The organism is Rhodoflexus caldus (assembly GCF_021206925.1).
Classification (GTDB): Bacteria; Bacteroidota; Bacteroidia; order Cytophagales; family Thermoflexibacteraceae; genus Rhodoflexus; species Rhodoflexus caldus.
Genome location: NZ_JAJPRF010000013.1, coordinates 22,045 through 40,140 on the forward strand (window position 1 = coordinate 22,045; position 18,096 = coordinate 40,140).

The window sequence follows — 18,096 nt, forward strand, 5'->3', positions numbered from 1 at the left end:
ACAACTCTTAGAGAATCGTCAGGCTTGTAAAGCATTGAACAAAGCCAATCGGCAAATGACGTGGTTTTTTGCTGAATTTTTACATACGAATTCCGAAAGGCTGTTTTGCCAACTTTAAAACAAGATGTGATAGCTCAAAACGGCTTCTTTTCCGGCAGGGGCTGCCCAGATGAGTTCGCTTTGCCCGCCAATGGTGCGTATTTTGAGCTGTGCGGCCTGCTCTGCCGAAAGGCGCAGATAGTGCGTGCCGTTAATCAGGAACAATCCTTCGTCTGCTTTGGTAACAGTGCCTTTGGCAAGGCGCAGGTAAGTATTGGCAGGCGCACCGTTGATGCTGATGTTGCGCAAGAGGGTTTTGCCGCCGTCTGCCATTGCCACGCGGTCGGTAAGAGTGGTGCTGCCCATCAGGTAGCGGAAAGTCGGCACGCCCTGCGTGTCAAGTTCCATACCTTTGTAGGTAATGCCTACGGAGTCGGGAAATGCGGTTTGTTCTGTTGCCAGCACTGCTGCTATCGGGGCAGCCTGCAAATCAACCACGCTGCCCAGCGGAGGAACATTGCCGCCGCCGCGCTCGTGCCAAATGGGAGCAGCATCTACAAACTCGCCGCGCCATGCGTACAGCAACTTGCCCTGACTTAAATCCATGGCATAGTTGATTTGTTCGGGAAAACCAACCGAAATGGCATGAGAATATTGTCTGCCGCTATGTTGTACAAAAGCTCGCAGGAGATAGGGCTTTCCATCTTCGGGTTTTACGTGCATGATAGGGTCGGGAGAAAGCGGCGGCACACTGCCCGAGGCGTGCAAGGCATGACGCTCGATGTTTGGCCCTTCGGCATAAACTCCCAGTAACGGATACTGCCATTCAATCCACTTGGCATATGCCACCTGAATCGGATATTTACCGGGTTTAAGGTCTATTTTGCCCAATTTGACACTGCCGCGCCAATTTTCGCCGGTTTTCTCTACTAACTTTTGCCCATTGACCGTAATGCTGCCTGCTCCGTTACATTCTAACCCGAAGAAATAAGTACCGGGTTCAGCTACGGTAACGGTACCGTTAAAAAGCAGTGCGCCGGGTTCGTTGTTGTCGCTTACCTGCCACGTAATGCCCTCAGGAGCAGGCAAATTGCCCTCAGGTTGCAGGGTTTTCCAATCGGGCAGGGCTTTGTCAAAAGTGCCGTTGTAGCGCACCGCCGTTACGTTGTCCACTTTCAGGCCGGGCTTGCTGTACAAACGATAGCGGATGTTGCGGAATGCCACCGGCCCGTGGTCGCCTTGGATGCGCAGCGGCCCTGTCGGGGCTTCTTTCTCAAAAGCAGAACCGCGTGTAGGCCCTGTAATTTCCACATTTTCATGCACCAGAACGCCATTGTGGAATACTTTGACAAACTTTGCATTGGCTGTTTTTTCACCTTTCTCGTTGAAGCGCGGCGCACGGAAAATAACATGGTATTTTTGCCATAAACCCGGGGCACGGGTTACGTTTACTCGGGGCGGGCGGCCTTCGTAGCCTTCCTGCCCTTTGGGTTTGCTGCTGTCCCAGCGTTCGTAGATGGCGGCGCAATCGTGCTTACCCGGTTTGAGGCTGCCGCTGAGCGTGCGTGTATGGCTATCCAGAATCTGCAACTCATAGCGCCCCATAAAATAAATCCCCGAATTGGTTTCGCGGGCGTTCATAAATTCCAGCTCAATTTCCATGTCGCCATGTTCCATGAGCGTAAAAAGGTCGTCTTTTTTATGTTCATCGGGCAGATTGACCAATATGCCTGTGCCGTTGCCTGCCTGCAAGTCTAATTTTTTGTCCGGATGTGCGCTTACGCTACCTGCAATGCGCCAGTTGCCGGCCTGCGACTTAAATGCCTTCATATCGGCCAGCGACAGGGTAGAGAAGGGATAGCCCTGCTCATTTTGCGCCCGAACGCCCCATGCAGCCAACATTACAACGGCTACAAGCCCGTTTTTCCATTTCATATGATAGAATAAGTTAAGTATGCGATGATTTATCGCCCATAAAATTGAAGAAAGTGGGGGGATTTATCAAATCAATGTTTTTGCAGCGGCTTGTTTTAACTACAAGGTACGAAAGGCACAGGGTTAGGGGGGTAGCCGCTACAAAATAAAAAAGTGTCATTTTGACATCTTTTTTATTTTGAAAAAAGCCAAAAAGTGTCAATTTGGCAGTAAAAAACCGATAGAAATGGGCTGGTACAGGGCTTGCAATGCTGTTAAGCGTAAACGTTAAAAATGATTCAAACAACTAAACATCATAAAGCTATGACACTGATTCAATATCCTTCTCGCTTAGGCAACAGTTTATTCCCTGTGTTCAACCAATTGTTGAGCGATTTTTGGAATAATGACGATTTATTGAGCCGTACTACACAGTTTGTACCGGCGGCAAACATCAAGGAAAATGCCGACGAGTTTATTGTAGAGTTGGCTGTGCCCGGCTTGAAGAAAGAAGATTTCAATATTCAGGTAGAGGACAACGTGCTGCGCATTTCCGCTACTAAACAAAACGAAAGTACCGATGAAACAACAACCGTACACCGTCGTGAGTTTAGTTTCCATTCATTTGAGCGCACTTTCCGCTTGCCTAAGTCTGCCGATGGCGACAAAATCGCAGCTACTTATACCGATGGTGTGTTGCACCTCAATATTCCGAAGCGCGAAGAGGCTAAACCCAAAGCGCCAAGAACTATCCAAATCGCTTAGTAACAGAAGATTTCATAGTGTATGCTATTCATATAGCCAATAGGGAAAATGCCCGCCTTTTTGAGGCGGGTTTTTTTATTTTGATACCTGAATTGCAGCAATTGCTGTGATTTTAGAAGTTTTTTTGCGGAAAAATTTCTTGTGAATGGAATTACGGCAATACTTTTCCCTTTCCCGCATTTCTCTTGCAGCCGTTGGATGGCTATATGCGCTGCTGGCTGTTTTTGCGGCAGTACAAGCCATACTGCTCGGCGAAAATCCGGTTGAAAACGGCATTTATACGCATTACAACAACTATGTCATTTTCAAATATTCCTTTTTTCATTTGCTGGAAGGCAAAGATTTGTACGTATTCCATCCCAACGACCATTTTGACCTCTACAAATACAGCCCGACTTTCGCGCTGCTGTTCGGTGTTTTTGCGCCCTTCCCCGATGTGATAGGGCTTTCGCTGTGGAATCTGGCCAATGCAATGGCGATTTATTGGGGGATTCGTCGCGCCGATTTCCTTTCGGAAGGCGCACAAAAAAGCGTATTGCTGTTTGCGGTCATTGAAATGCTTACTTCGCTGCAAAACTCGCAAAGCAATGCACTCATTGCAGGCTTGTTTATTTGGGCATTTATCTGGTTGGAAAAGCGGCAGTATGCATGGGCTACGCTTGCCATCCTACTGACGGGTTTTATCAAAATTTTTGGTGTAGCATTGTTTGCCATTTGCATATTCTATCCACAGAAATGGAAAATTATTTTGTACAGTCTTTTCTGGGGGATTGTGCTGCTGCTGTTGCCATTGCCTTTTACGGGTTGGGAATATTTGCTGAGCCTTTACAAAAGTTGGTGGGAGTTGCTCAAAAACGACCACAGCATTTCTTACGGATTGTCGGTAATGGGTTGGCTGGCAAGCTGGTTTCATTGGGAGCCGCCTAAAAACACAGTGGTGCTGGCAGGTTTGGCGATATTGTTACTGCCGCTGCTGCGTATCCGTGCCTACAAAGAGTTGCCGTTCAGGCTGGCGTTTTTTGCTTCGCTGCTTTGCTGGGTTGTTATTTTCAACCATAAGGCCGAGTCGCCGACATTCATTATCCCCGTTGCGGGACTTGCCATGTGGTATTTCAGGCAGGAAAAAGCACCGCTTGTAATTACGGCACTGATGGTTGCCGTCTTTGTGCTTACGTCGTTGTCTCCCACCGACCTGTTCCCGCGCAGCCTACGCGATGAGGTCGTCATCCCGTATGTGCTGAAAGCCGCACCCTGTATTTTCCTCTGGATAGCCCTGCAATGGGAAATGAGATTCCGTATTTCGGATTTCCGATTTCGGATTGGGGATAGCTGATGTAGATTTGCAATTCTAAACCATCCGTTTTTCGCAAGTTAATTTATCTGTCAGTCCCAATCATGCAAACCTATCCCATTCTGCAACTGCAACCCAAAAAAGAACGCGCCGTACTGTTGCGCCATCCGTGGATTTTTTCGGGTGCGGTAAAAAAACTCCCCAAAGCTGCCAACGGCGACATTGTGGAAGTGCGCACTGCCGAAGGGCAAACGCTTGCATGGGGTTTCTTTTCGCCTGAAAGTCAGATTGTTTGCCGATTGTTTGCTTTTGCGGCAGGCATGAATGCCACGGGTAAATGGGCGGGCTATGAGCTCAACCCTGCGATGCAGTTTGATGCTGCCTTCTGGGAAGGTAAAATCAGCCGTGCACTGGCTTTGCGCCGCCGCCTGATTGACAGCGCAACTACCGACTGCTACCGACTGCTGCACGCCGAGGGCGATTTTATGCCCGGTGTCATTGCCGATGTTTACGGCGATACGGTTGTGTTGCAAATCCTGATTAAGGGGACGGAAAACCTGTTGCCCGTTTTGGAACAGGCGCTGCGCAAACAAGGTTTTCGCCATGTTTTTCTGAAAGGCAAGAGCAGCACCCACCACTTGGAGGGACTGCCGCAGGAAAACCGCTGGCTTGGTCAGCCGCGCCCCGCGCTGCCAATTGAAGTAAGGGAGCATAATGTTAAATTTTTCGTCAATCCTGAAAAGGGGCAGAAGACCGGCTTTTTCATAGACCAGCGCGAAAACCGCCAACTGTTGCGCAACTTTTCGCAAGGCAAGCGCGTGCTCAACACCTTTGCCTACACGGGCGGATTCAGCGTTTATGCGCTTGCAGGGGGTGCAAGTGAGGTTGTATCGGTAGATATTTCCAAAGAGGCCGTTGCTTTAAGCGAAGAAAACGCCCGCCTCAACTTTGGGGAACAGGCAGCGCACAAAGCCGTTGCTGCCGATTGTTTTGACTACCTGCGGCAAATGAATGAAGATTTTGATATCATCGTATTAGACCCGCCTGCCTTTGCCAAAAACGCCCGTGCCGTACCTAATGCTTCCCGCGGCTACAAAGACCTTAACTACTTGGCTTTCAAAAAAATAAAACCGCAAAGTTTGCTCTTTACTTTCTCCTGTTCGCAGAATATAGACAAGGTGCTTTTCCAGAAGATCGTCTTTGGTGCGGCTGCCGATGCAGGCAGGGAAGTAAGAATTTTACAGCATTTGGAACAACCTGCCGACCATCCTGTCAATATTTATCACCCCGAAGGCGAATATTTGAAAGGATTATTGCTTTGGGTGGAATAATATTCGCTCACTTTGCAGCCAATGCCAAACGGATTGAGTATATTTACCATGGCACATTTAATCCGTCAAAAAAATGAAACAGAATCTGTTATTTGCTCTCATGGCACTGATGATATCGGTACCGGTTGCTTATGCGCAAAAAAGCACAACCGTTATTGGCAAATTAGAAGGCAGTAAGGCCGTTTTAACGGCAGACAAAGCACAACTGCTTAAAAACTATCACGCAAATCTGCAAAAAATGGGTATCACAGACAGGTTGTTTAGTGATGTGCATCTGGTAGCCTTAGAAAACGGTCATTATATGTTGGTCTTTTCTCATAAAGACTACAAATCCGTTTTTGCCGTTGAACGGGAAGGCGAAATACTGTATGCCAAAGGAACAACGGCCTGTTTTACGTCTGATTGCGTGCAAGAATTGCAAGGCAGCATCCCGCAGTTTGAAAAAGATGCCGATTTCGGCATTTGCATACCATGCAGCAACGGCGGCAAAAGTACCCGCATCGCTTCATCCGGTTCTTTGCTGGAATAAAATCGCGTTTTAGTGTTCAATGCGAACGCGCACCTTTACCTCATCGCCCATGAGCCAATTGCTCGTACCCACCTGAAAATCAAGTCGGTTGAGGCTGAATTGCGCTGAAAATAGTGTGCCTTCGGCAGTTTTGCGGTAAGTAAACGGAATAGTCAAGGTTTTGGTAATGCCTCTGATGGTCAGGTCAAATTCGCCCTCCCAATGTTGGCTGTCTTTGCGGCTGATTTTGCGCGATTTCATCTGAATATCAGGGTATTGCGCTGCATGAAAGTAGTCTTCTTTGAGCAAATGGCGGTCGCGGGCACGAATGCCTGTATTGATACTGCCAACAGTTACCACTGCCGCAAATGCTGCAAACTCAGGGTTTTGCTCATCAAAACGGATAGTGGTTTTGGCTTCACCAAAAGTTCCTTCTACGTTCAATCCCGCATTTTTGATAGTGAAACGGATATCGGTTTTCGCTTTTATCATATCAGACTGCGCAAGGGCTTGCAGGGTTATTAGCCAAACTGCCAAAAGTTGGAAAATGAATTTGTACATCATGTGCAAGGGGGGCTTTTTATCGGCAGGAAACAGCATAGAAACTTCCCCCATGGCAAAATGTTTTGCGCAATAATTTATATTATGTTAAGCATTACTAAACTGCTATAATTCTTCTGCCCTATTTGCACAAAGGCATGTGATAATCTGGCAGTACACAAATAAACCACGCAAATTTTTGCGCTTTGACCTTGTCAAAGTGTGTATTGCGTTAAACCTTCCTGCCGTTTGCTTGTCAAAGTCAAGCATAAATGTGCATATTTGCCAAATCCGAATTGCAAGCCTTAGCCCAATAACCTATGCGGAAAATTTTACTCTCTTTTGCCGTTTGTTTGCTGTCCGTTTTTGCTGCCTATTCGCAGGTTTCTACCATCAGTACCAAAGGCCGCGAATTTTGGTTCAGTTTTATGCAGATGATTCCCAACGGAAACATCCAGTACCAAATTGCATTGACGGCGGAAACCAATGCACAGGCCACTATCCGCATACCGGGGATTAACTACACCAATACGGTTAGCATCGTACCCGGCGTTACTACGCAAGTCAATTTGACCAATCCTGCGGTTATACCCAGTGGTGAAGGGCTTCGCAATACAGGTATTCAGGTAACGGCAACGGCCGACATCAGCGTTTTTGCCACTTACCAAAGCAATGCACGGACGGAGTCTACCATTGTATTGCCCGTGCAGGCATTGGGCAGCAGCAGCGAATATATCGTAACGACCATTGCGCCCGAATCGGCCAACGGCAACAGCAATATCGTGATTGCCGCTACGCAGGATAATACAATGCTGGAAGTTATCCCCTCTGCCCCTACGCTGGGCGGCAGACCTGCTAATGTGCCTTTCCAAATTACCCTGAATGCAGGCCAAAGCTATCAGATACTCGGTGCGAACGTGCCGCCGCTTCTACCGCGCCCCGATTTGAGCGGAACGATTATTCGCGCCGTTCCCGGCACTTCTTCCTGCAAGCCGTTTGCGGTTTTTGCAGGTGTAACAGCCACTGTTATTTCTACGCCGGGCTGCTTGGCCACCTCATTGCAACACCTTTGGGAACAACAATACCCTGTCAGTACTTGGGGAACGCGCTATGCGCTTACGCCTTATACCAACAACCAAAACATCCGCAACAGAGGCTATATCTATCGGGTGATGGCTTCGCAAGACAACACTCGGGTCACACTGAACAACGGTGCCGCACCGCAAACCGTTACGCTCAACCGCGGGCAAATTTTCACCGGCAGAACCGGTACGGCAGACGGCATAGACATTTCGCGGGGCGTACTGATAGAAGCCGATAAACCCATTTCCGTTGCGCAAATTACCTTCAGCCAAGCCTGCAACGGTTCGCAGCCGCAGGCAGGCGACCCCTCGCTGCTGATGCTTACGCCGCTGAATCAGGCCACTACCCGCGTTACGGTAACTCCTGCCCGCATGTTTGGCGGAAATACGAACCCCAACCCGCAGAATGAGCGGCACTTCATCAACGTAGTGATGCGCACCAACGCATTCCGTAACTTTCGCATCACCAGCCCGACAGGTAGCGTTGCGCCGTTTACTTTTCAGCCATTGGCCGCCGACCCTTCTTTCTCTTACGCAGTGATAGAAGTAAGCACAGGTATGACCATTCCGAGTTATACCTTAGAAGCCTTAGGCAGCGGTTTTGGTGCATTTATTTATGGCTACAATGGCCCCGATGCCTATGCATATGCGGCAGCGGCAACCTTTGAAAATCAGGAAGTTAATTTCAATGTGGCAGGTTTGCCGGCCTGCGGTGGCACGCAACTCACTTTTACGGGAACAGGAACAGGCATTACCAATTTTGAATGGGACTTTGGCGATGGTTCGCCTGTACAGCGCGGCCAAACCGTGCGCTATACCTACCCGCGCGGTGGCATTTACAATGTGCGCATGAGGGCAACTACGGGCACAGCCTGCGGGTTCACCGATATTGTGAAGGAAGTACAGGTGATAGAACAACCCCGCCCCGATTTAGGCAGAGATACGACCATTTGCAACAATACACCCCTGTTGCTCAACGGCGGAGGTATCGTAAGCAACCCTTCGGCGGCGCAACTGACCTATCAGTGGAGCACGGGCGCAACTACGCCCAGCATTACCGTAACTCAGCCCGGGCGTTATATCCTGACTGTTACCAACTTTGGACAATGCGTAGGACGAGATACCATAGAAGTAAGGCAGCGCCTTGTGCAAAACGATTTGGGACAAGACCAGACTGTCTGCGCCAATATCCCCGTGTCCTTAGGTTTTGCACCGCAACAGGGTATCAGCTACCAATGGACACCGGCCACAGGTTTGAGCAACGATAAAATTTCTAACCCCACTTTAACACCCGAAAACACGGGAACGACACCGCGGACGGTGCGCTACATCCTCACGGCTATCGACCCGCAAACCAATTGCAGCAAAGCCGACACCATCAACATCACCATTCGCCCCAATCCGCTGCAACGACCTGCTACGCCGCAGCCACCCGTTCGCCTGTGTGCGGGAGAACGCGCCCAAATCGGAACGGAGTCAAGCGTTGCGGGGGTAACGTACAGTTGGAGTCCTGCCACGGGGCTGAGCGATGCAACGGTAGCGCGTCCTTTTGTGCAAATTGACAATGTAACCGCCGATTCGCTGCGCACACTATATGTGCAAACCGTTACTTTCCAAGGTTGCAGCTACCGCGATACGGTAACGGTGATTGTGTATCGCAGACCCACAGCCAATGCAGGCCGCGATACTGTCGCCTGTTCCAATCGCCCCGTGCAGTTGGGCAGCACACCGCAAAGCGGCCTGACCTACCGATGGGCACCGCTGGACGGGCTTTCCAATGTAACAATTGCCAATCCGACCTTGCGATTGACCAACAGCGGCACAACACCCATTACACGTACCTACGTACTCACCGTGCGTAATGCGGCGGGTTGTACTTCAACCGATACGGTCAATGTGCGCATTTTACCCGGCGAACTGCCGCCTTCGGGCAGAAGAACCATTCGCCTGTGTCATGGAGATACGACTGTGATAGGTTTGGACAGTGTGCGGGGCTTTACCTACCGCTGGTCGCCGGCAACGGGGTTGAGCAGTACAACGCTCTCACGCGTGCGGCTGATTGGGCAAAATACCACCGCCGATTCGGTGCGCATTCTCTATGTGCTGACTATCAGCAACGGGGCTTGCAGCGCACAAGACACGACCGAAGCCATTATTTTCCGCCGCCCCACAGCCAATGCGGGACAAGACCAATTGGTTTGTGCGGGTCAGACCGTAACCTTGGGCGCTGCTCCCGTGGCAGGTTTGCGCTACCAGTGGACACCCGCCGAAGGGCTTTCCAACGCCACTGTTGCCAATCCGACCGTCAGGGGCGACAACCCGGGCAATACGCCGATTCGCCGCAACTATGTGCTGCGTGTGAGCAATGCAGCGGGCTGTTTCAGCACAGATACCGTACAAGTAACCCTTTTGCCGCCGCTTAATACTGCCCTTGCTACCAACTTGCGCGTATGTTCGGGCGATACGCTGCGCTTGGGTGCTGCCCCTGTGCAAGGTTACACCTACCGCTGGTCGCCTGCTGCCAACCTTAGCGCAACGAACGTTGCCAACCCTGTTTTCCGCCTCAACGTACAAACGCGGCAAACGCTGACATACGTTCTGACAATTACTGCCAATAACTGTTCGGCAAACGATACCGTGCGCATTACGGTAGAGCCGCGTTTCCCCAAACTGAAAATCAGCGGTGAAACACTGCTTTGCCCGGGTTCTAATCAGGTGCGCTACCGCTTGGATTCGGCACAGGCGGGCGTGCTGTACGCATGGACGATTACGGGAGGAACGATTCAAAGCGGACAAGGCACGCGCGAAATTACCGTCAATTGGGGTGCGCTGAACCCTGCGGCAAGTGTAGTTGTAGGTTATGCCGACCCGACCGTGTGCAACAGCGGCGGCGATACACTCCGCGTGCGGCTCACGCAGCAACTGCAAACAGGTAAAATCAGCACCTTGGGCAGCCGCGATACGCTTTGCGTGAACCGTGCACAAAACATCCGCTATCAGGTGCGCCCAAATGCAGGCGCGGTATTTACATGGCAGACTTCGGCCGGCGGCACGATTGTTTCGGGGCAAGGCAGCAACACAATTACGGTCAATTGGACAGGTACGGGCGCACAATGGGTGGTTGTGAACGAAAGGCAAACCACTGCCCTCAGCACCTGCACAGGTATTTCCGACACCCTGCGCGTACTCATCAATCCTGTGCCCAATCCTAATTTACAGATACAAGGGCTTGCGCAGGTTTGCGAAAATAGCGCCGCTACCTATACGCTTCCCGGCTTCTTCGGCTCTCGCTATGAGTGGGAAGTTACGGGTGGTACCATTGCAGGCAACCGAAACGGCAGCAGCATCAACGTCAATTGGGGAAGAATCAACGCCACAGGTGCACAGCCACAGGTGCGCGTCCGCGAAATTTCGGGCGATGGCTGCGAAGGTGAATTTATCACGCTGCCCGTGCGCCTCTTACCGATTCCCGTTACACGCATTGCGACAGCCGATTCGGTATTTTGCCCTACTCGCACGCAAGGGCTGCGCTATGTCGTCAGCGGTTTAGCAGGCAGCACCTTCACTTGGCAAATCAGCGGCGGAACGATTACACAAATCACTGACAATCAGCAGCAAATTATCGTTACATGGGATACGCTGGTTTTTCCGAAACGACTTTCGGTAACGGAGCGCAGCGCAGGCGGATGTACAGGGCAGCCTTTGGTTTTCAACATCTACTACGACAATCCGCAGTTGGAAATGCGCAATGTGAGCGTACAACAGGCAAACGAGCGCAACATAGAAGTACAATTCCGCATCCGCAATGCAGTGAATCTGCCGCAAACCTTTACCGTTTCGCGCCGTCCGTTGGGGCAAACGCAGTGGACGGCGGCAGGCACTGTTCGCCCGACCGACTCGCTGTTTACCGACCCGAACCTCTCTACCGACGAAACCGCCTATGAGTACCGATTGGAAAGACAGGCCGTAAGCTGGGGCTGCAACCTCAACCCGACAGCAGCGCACAACAGTATTTTGCTGCGCGGCACCGCAGAACAGTCAAGCAACGGCATCAGCCTGAACTGGAACAGCTACGGCGGCTGGCGCGTCGGTCAGTACGAAATCTGGCGCAAGTTGGACAACGAAACCGACTTCCGTTTAATAACTACTGTCAACGGCAACACGCTGCAATTCAACGATTTCAGCGGTAAGGAAGGCTTTACGCATTGCTTCCGCATTCTGGCACGCGAAGCAGGCGGCAGTCGTCGTTCGTGGAGCAATGATATTTGCTTGGAGTTCCGCCATCCGATTACCGTTCCGAATGTTATCACGCCCAACGGCGACGGCAGAAACGAAACGTTCGTCATCCCGAACTTAGAACCCTACAAGGAAAACGAACTGTTCATCTACAACCGCTACCATCAGTTGATTTACAGCCAAAAGAATTACCAACAAAATTGGGACGGCGGCGGCTATCCTTCGGGGACATATTACTACCTGCTGCGTGCCTTCCGCCCTACCGCCAACGGGCAAACAACAGTAGAAGAATTTAAGGGTTGGTTGCAGGTGATAAGGGAGTAACCGTTTGATATGGCAAATCCCGAAGGCAGTTACTTTCCTTCGGGATTTGCTTTTAGTTTTGATTAATACGTTTGCAAACCCACTACGGGCGCAGTGCACTTGCTATGATTTAGCAGCAACCGCTGCCGGGCGCGCAACCATTCGCCCTCAGTTCGGAAAGCCTGATTTTCGGTTTCTGTTGCGGAACGCCGCATTGGTCTTGTGCCAAACAAGTGGTGGTGGTAGAAAGCAGCACAAAATCCTGCCCGTCAAAGTCTAAATGGAACTTGCCGATGGTTTCGCCCTGATATTCCACCTCTATTTCCGCATCTTCCAGCCCCAACTTTTCTTCCGAAAGGCGGATGATATTCAGCAGCTTTTGCGGTTTAAGACGGTGTTCGTAGTCATTGGCATCCCAAAGCTGGAAGCCGACTTTCTTTTCGGTGCGGATGGTGCCGCCGCAATCAATAAAATGCTTGGTAATCATGCCTACTTCTGTTACGTGGAAGTGTTCGGGAACGTAAGCCCCGTTTTCCAATCGGAACGATACATTTTGCAAACCGGGCAAAATATTTTTGATAGCTGAAAGTTTCATGGTAATTGGTGGGTTTTAGCTTGTATAAAAATTGACATAAAGTGTTAAAAATCAGTTGCTTTTGCGCATTAACAACAAATTGATTTTTGCGCATTGAGTTTGTCCACGATTTGCAGCAAAAAATCGGACAGTTCGCGGATGCTTTCTTCCCGTAAGCAATAACAGACCGAAGTTCCTTCCACCGTACCCTGAATAATGCCTGCATTTTTCAGTTCTTTCAGGTGTTGCGAAATGGTTGGCTGCGCAAGCGGTATAACATTGACCAAATCGCCGCAAATACAGGCTTGGGCATTGAGCAGGTGCTCCACAATCGCTACCCGCGCAGGATGTGCCAATGCTTTGAGCAAAGAGGCCGTTTTGTTTTGGCGGTCGGTAAACTGTTCGGTTTTGGTTGCTCCCATAAGTCTTTTTCATTGTAATATTGCAATATTACGATAAATATCGGAATAACCCAAACTTTCACCTGCTTTTTTGCAAAAGTTGTCCATAAAGGGCTTTGGTGCGATTTTACGGGCGAAAAAGCTGCAAAGAACTTAGGAAAATACGCGCACCTGTTACAAATTGGCTTGCTATAACTTTTGGTTAGCTTTTTGTACTAATTTAGCGAGCAAACACACGATTCCCCATGAAAAAATTACTCCTTTCTGCTGCCTTTTCCGCTATCGGTTTGAGCCTGTTTTCATTTACCCTGTTGCAAGATGATGCGATGAAGCAGAGCATGAAACGCGGCGAAACTGTTTATGCAACCAACTGCGCCAACTGCCACATGGCACAAGGCGAAGGCATTCCCGGTGCTATTCCGCCGCTTGCCAAGTCGGACTACCTGATGAAAGACCAACGCCGCGCCATTCGTCAAATCATCTACGGGGCTAAAGGCGAAATGACCGTTAATGGTGTAAAATACAACAACGAAATGCCCGGCCAAAACCACCTGACCGACCAAGAAATTGCCGATGTACTGAACTATGTACAAAACTCTTGGGGCAACAAACAGCCTAAAATGGTTACGGCAATACAAGTGAAGCCCGAGCGCAGCAAAAAACAATAGTACGGCTGCCACTCACAAACATTCGGTTGGCGGCTGTCAATAACCGCAACTTTAACTTTGGCGAAGTTTCAAACTTTGTCAAAGTTTTTTCATTTTTGGGAAAGTCTTATTCCTTAACCGACCGTTGCCGTGATTCGTCCATATATTCTTGCCGAAACCAACTGGAAAGCCGTGCGCGATGCGCGCTTTCAGGTAGCCGTATTGCCTTGGGGAGCTACCGAGGCTCACAATTTTCATTTACCCTACGGAACGGACACCTATCAGGTGGAGTACGTTGCCGCCGAGGCCGCCCGAATTGCATGGCAACAAGGCGCACACGTAATAGTGCTGCCTGCCGTTCCCTTTGGTGTCAATACAGGGCAGTTGGATATTCCGCTGTGCATGAACATGAACCCCAGCACCCAACTGGCGGTACTGAAAGACATTGCCGACGTAATATGGCGTGCAGGTATTCCCAAGTTGGTGATTATGAACGGGCACGGCGGCAACGATTTTAAGCAAATGATTCGCGAGCTGTCGGCACTGTTTCCCGAACTGTTTGTTTGTGCGCTCAACTGGTACCGCGCCGCCGACTGGCACAAATATTTCCCCGAACCGGGCGACCATGCCGGACAAATGGAGACCTCTGCCATGATGCACATTGCCCCGCATTTGGTACTGCCGTTGAGCAAAGCGGGCAACGGCAGCGAGCGCAAGTTTATCCCCAAAGCCCTACGCGAAGGTTGGGCAGTGGCACAACGTGCATGGACACAAATCAGTGCCGATACAGGCGTAGGCAACCCGCAAGGCTCTTCCTCCGACTTGGCAGAACCTTACTTGGCGGCCTGTGCGCAAAACATCGCCGAGTTTTGGGTAGAGTTGGCCTCCTTGCCCAATGAGGGCTTGTATGAGTAGCCACGCTCCGTCGGATTATTGTTGCAACAAATAAGGTTTGTCGGAAATTCTGTAACTTTCCTTCAATCACCATTAAAACTGTGAGAAAATGAAAGACAAACCTAGCGACTCATCCCAATCATTCTCTCGGCGCGATTTTATTAAAGGAGCGGGAGCTTCTTTGGCGCTGTTTACCATTGTGCCACGCCATGTACTGGGCGGTGTGGGCTATATCCCCCCAAGCGACAAACTCAACATTGCAGGTGTAGGCGTAGGCGGCCGCGGCTATGACATCCTCAAAGGAGCTTACAACAACGGCACGGAAAACATTGTTGCCCTTTGCGATGTGGATGATGCGCGCGCAGCCAATACCTACAAAGAATACCCCAATGCGAAACGCTACCGCGATTTCCGCAAAATGCTGGAAGCCCAGAAAGACATTGATGCGGTGATGATTGGCACACCCGACCACACGCACGCCGTTATTGCGATGGCAGCCATGCAAATGGGCAAACACGTATATGTGGAAAAACCTCTGACACACAACATCCGCGAGGCACGGATGCTGACCGAAGCTGCACGCCGCTACAAAGTAGCCACGCAGATGGGCAATCAGGGCAATTCCAGCGAAGACATCCGCAAAATTGCCGAGTGGATTCAGGGCGGCGTAATTGGCGAAGTACGCACCGTACAGGCATGGACAAACCGTCCCATCTGGCCACAGGGCAAACCCGTCCCCAAAGGCGGCGAAAAGATTCCTGCCACTTTGGACTGGGACTTGTGGCTCGGCCCCGCAGCAATGCGCCCTTACAGCCCCGAATATCTGCCCTTCAAATGGCGCGGCTGGTGGGATTTCGGCACGGGTGCGCTCGGCGATATGGCTTGCCACATCATTGACCCCGTATTTATGGCACTCAAACTCGGCTATCCTACGAGCGTAGAAGCCAGTGTGAGCAGCGTTTTTATAGATGATTTTAAAATGGGCGAATTTCCCGAAAGTTGCCCCCCTTCTTCTATCATTCACTTGGAGTTTCCGGCCAGAGAAGGAATGCCGCCTGTCAGCCTGCACTGGTACGACGGCGGACTGATGCCACAGCGCCCCGCAGAACTCAAAGACAACGAACAAATGGGCGACTGGGGCGGCGGTGTGATTTTTGAAGGCACTCGGGGCAAAATTATGTGCGGCACCTATGCACGCAACCCAACCTTGCTGCCAACCTCTGCCATGAACTACTTCAAACAGCCCGAACCTACCATTCCGCGCGTACAAGGCAACCACCAAACCAGTTGGGTAGCGGCATGTAAAGCAGGAAACCTCGAAGCTGCCAATAAACTGGCAAGCTCCAACTTTGACTATGCAGGCCCGCTGACCGAAACCGTTCTGATGGGTAACTTGGCGCTGCGCAGCCTGAACATCAAGGAAATGGTAAAAGGAACAGACGGCAGAGAAACTACCGTTTACACAGGCAAGAAAAAGCTGCTTTGGGATGGAGCGAATATGCGCATCACCAACTATGAGCCTGCCAATCAGTTTGTAGGGCGCGAGTACCGCAGCGGTTGGGAAATCAAAGGATAAGCAAAAAGCTAAGTCGCAATGAGCGCAAAGGTCTTTATCGCAACGTCCGCAGAGTAAATATTCTTTGTGCCCTCGGCGATAACCTTTGCGTTCTTAGCGGTAAAAAAGATATTGCCCTCAGAAATTCATTAAGTTTGCCACCATGCAGGAAATCAAGCGACTGACAGAAGCGTATCATGCCATTGACTTCAGCCTCCGCAAGGCAGCGCTGGCAACCGTAATTCGGGTAGAAGGTTCTGCCTACCGCCGCCCGGGTGCGCGAATGCTCATGACAGACGACGGACGCTGGACAGGTGCTATTTCAGGCGGTTGTTTAGAAGGGGATGCCTTGCGCAAAGCCCGCAGGGTCATTCTTTCAGGGCAGCCCGAGGTGGTTACTTACGATACCATGGACGACAGCAGCGCCACTGCGCTTGGCGTCGGGCTGGGCTGCAACGGCATTATTGACGTACTCATAGAACCTATTGATGCGCAAGACCGATTCGGGCATTTTGCCATCCTTCAAAATTTCATCGGGAAAAACAGGCCGGAAGTAGTGGCTACCGTTACGGCGGTCAGCGGCTTGCCTTTACAGGTTGGCGAGCGCTACTACCAAAGCGGCGAAACCGTTTTACACCTCTCCCACTCGGGCATTCAGGCACAACTGCTCGCACAACTGCCCGTAATGCTCATGCAGGGGCGCAACCAACTCGTCCGCCTGACAGAAGGAGAAGGCTATGCCGATGTTTTTGTGGAAATGCTGCAACCGCCCGTCCGATTGGTTATTTTTGGCGGCGGCTATGATGTAGCACCTGTTGTTGCGCTTGCCAAAGCCACGGGTTGGGATGTTACCGTAACGGACGATTGCGTGGCGCACGTAGGCCCTAAGCGATTCCCGATGGCAGATGCCGTATGTGCCATTCCCCGCGAGGTGGCAGTAGAACAATTGGAACTCAACAAATGGTCTGCCGCCGTGCTGATGTCGCACAACTACAAGTACGACCTTGCCATTTTGCGGCAGTTGCTCCGTAGCGATGTTCGGTACATCGGCATTTTGGGGCCTCGCAAGCGCGGCGATAAAATGCTGGCGGAGCTTGCCCCTGAACTTTCCGCCCTGAATAGTGCCGAAAGAGAATTATTTGAAGAAAAACTGCACAGCCCCATCGGGCTGGATATTGGCGCAGAAACACCCGAAGAAATCGCCGTTTCCATTGTTGCCGAAGTAATGGCCGCCTTCCGCAATCGCAACGGGCAGTGCCTGAAATACCGCAACCAACCTATCCACAGCCATGCCTGAACCAATTCATAATACCGTTATTGCCATTTTAGCCGCCGGCGCATCTTCGCGCATGGGCAGCCACAAAGCCCTGCTCAACTGGCGCGGGCAGCCGTTAGTGGCACATGTTGCAAAAATGGCGCTGGGGGCAGGTGCGGCAAATGTTGCCGTTATCACCGGTTCGCAGTACAAAGAAGTGCAACAAGCCGTTGCGGATTTACCCGTACAAACGGTTTACAGCCCGCATTGGGAGTCAGGGATGGCACATTCCATTGCAGTTGCGGCAAAGTGGGCACACAAACAACAGGCCGAAGGTTTACTCATTATGGTTTGCGACCAACCCTTTGTGAGCGTGGAACTGTTGCAACAGATTTTACAAAAAGCCGATTCAGGCACATCACCGATTGTGGCCTCTGTTTATGCCAATGGTGTCAAAGGTGTGCCGGCGTGGTTCGACGAAAGTTTTTTTGAGTACCTCTACCACCTCAAAGGCGATATCGGTGCGCGCAAAATCATCGGGCAGTTTGCCGATATGATTGCCGCCGTCCCTTTTCCCGAAGGCGAAATTGATTTAGACACCCCCGAGCAGTACCGCCAATTTGCGGAGGAATAACCCTGCGTTTGCGGCAAAGGCAGCTAATACGAATGAATGCCGACTTGGTCATTTATGCATTAGACCTGACAGGTATCGGAGCCCCCTCAGGTCTAAATACTTGATTTTCAAAAATATGCTTTTGTAT

General features: G+C 50.8%; 14 protein-coding genes. 10 read left to right on the forward strand and 4 right to left on the reverse strand.

The window, feature by feature from the left end:
* Window positions 1–114 precede the first annotated feature (114 nt).
* Window positions 115–1,974 carry a 3-keto-disaccharide hydrolase gene (locus NDK19_RS13140; RefSeq protein WP_250632354.1) on the reverse strand — a complete coding sequence of 620 codons (1,860 nt, stop codon included), beginning with the start codon at window positions 1,972–1,974 and terminating at the stop codon, window positions 115–117.
* 303 nt (window positions 1,975–2,277) lie between these two features.
* Between NDK19_RS13140 and NDK19_RS13145 the strand changes: the two genes are divergently transcribed.
* The 4 genes from NDK19_RS13145 (at window position 2,278) to NDK19_RS13160 (ending at window position 5,869) form a co-directional block, all read left to right on the forward strand.
* Window positions 2,278–2,718 carry an Hsp20/alpha crystallin family protein gene (locus NDK19_RS13145; protein ID WP_250632355.1) on the forward strand — a complete coding sequence of 147 codons (441 nt, stop codon included), beginning with the start codon at window positions 2,278–2,280 and terminating at the stop codon, window positions 2,716–2,718.
* A 145-nt stretch (window positions 2,719–2,863) separates the two neighbouring features.
* A complete protein-coding gene (locus tag NDK19_RS13150; protein ID WP_250632356.1) occupies window positions 2,864–4,051 on the forward strand; it encodes a glycosyltransferase family 87 protein in 1,188 nt (395 codons plus the stop codon).
* A 62-nt stretch (window positions 4,052–4,113) separates the two neighbouring features.
* On the forward strand, window positions 4,114–5,340 hold the full coding sequence (locus tag NDK19_RS13155; RefSeq protein ID WP_250632357.1) for a class I SAM-dependent rRNA methyltransferase: 1,227 nt from the start codon (window positions 4,114–4,116) through the stop codon (window positions 5,338–5,340).
* Window positions 5,341–5,413: 73 nt separating this feature from the next.
* On the forward strand, window positions 5,414–5,869 hold the full coding sequence (locus NDK19_RS13160; RefSeq protein ID WP_250632358.1) for a hypothetical protein: 456 nt from the start codon (window positions 5,414–5,416) through the stop codon (window positions 5,867–5,869).
* Window positions 5,870–5,878: 9 nt separating this feature from the next.
* On the opposite strand, the gene NDK19_RS13165 is transcribed toward NDK19_RS13160, so the two are convergent.
* A complete protein-coding gene (locus NDK19_RS13165) occupies window positions 5,879–6,463 on the reverse strand; it encodes a YceI family protein (RefSeq protein WP_250632359.1) in 585 nt (194 codons plus the stop codon).
* A gap of 245 nt (window positions 6,464–6,708) precedes the next feature.
* Here NDK19_RS13165 and NDK19_RS13170 point away from each other — a divergent pair, with 245 nt between their 5' ends.
* Complete coding sequence (locus NDK19_RS13170) at window positions 6,709–12,030, forward strand: T9SS type B sorting domain-containing protein (RefSeq protein ID WP_250632360.1); 5,322 nt, start codon at window positions 6,709–6,711, stop codon at window positions 12,028–12,030.
* Window positions 12,031–12,139: 109 nt separating this feature from the next.
* On the opposite strand, the gene NDK19_RS13175 is transcribed toward NDK19_RS13170, so the two are convergent.
* Complete coding sequence (locus NDK19_RS13175) at window positions 12,140–12,604, reverse strand: DUF6428 family protein (protein WP_250632361.1); 465 nt, start codon at window positions 12,602–12,604, stop codon at window positions 12,140–12,142.
* A gap of 68 nt (window positions 12,605–12,672) precedes the next feature.
* Window positions 12,673–13,005, reverse strand: coding sequence for an ArsR/SmtB family transcription factor (locus NDK19_RS13180; protein ID WP_250632362.1), 333 nt, complete (start codon window positions 13,003–13,005; stop codon window positions 12,673–12,675).
* Between the two features lie 224 nt (window positions 13,006–13,229).
* Between NDK19_RS13180 and NDK19_RS13185 the strand changes: the two genes are divergently transcribed.
* The 5 genes from NDK19_RS13185 (at window position 13,230) to NDK19_RS13205 (ending at window position 17,969) form a co-directional block, all read left to right on the forward strand.
* Window positions 13,230–13,652 (forward strand): c-type cytochrome, encoded by a 423-nt coding sequence (locus NDK19_RS13185; protein WP_250632363.1) that lies wholly within the window; start codon window positions 13,230–13,232, stop codon window positions 13,650–13,652.
* A gap of 129 nt (window positions 13,653–13,781) precedes the next feature.
* A complete protein-coding gene (locus NDK19_RS13190; protein WP_317207173.1) occupies window positions 13,782–14,546 on the forward strand; it encodes a creatininase family protein in 765 nt (254 codons plus the stop codon).
* An 88-nt stretch (window positions 14,547–14,634) separates the two neighbouring features.
* Window positions 14,635–16,101 (forward strand): Gfo/Idh/MocA family protein, encoded by a 1,467-nt coding sequence (locus NDK19_RS13195; protein WP_250632364.1) that lies wholly within the window; start codon window positions 14,635–14,637, stop codon window positions 16,099–16,101.
* 142 nt (window positions 16,102–16,243) lie between these two features.
* On the forward strand, window positions 16,244–17,377 hold the full coding sequence (locus NDK19_RS13200; RefSeq protein WP_250632365.1) for an XdhC family protein: 1,134 nt from the start codon (window positions 16,244–16,246) through the stop codon (window positions 17,375–17,377).
* Entirely contained in the window at window positions 17,370–17,969 is a 600-nt protein-coding gene (locus NDK19_RS13205) for a nucleotidyltransferase family protein (RefSeq protein ID WP_250632366.1), read from the forward strand. The genes NDK19_RS13200 and NDK19_RS13205 overlap by 8 nt, the downstream gene beginning before the upstream one ends.
* The last annotated feature ends 127 nt before the right edge of the window (window positions 17,970–18,096 follow it).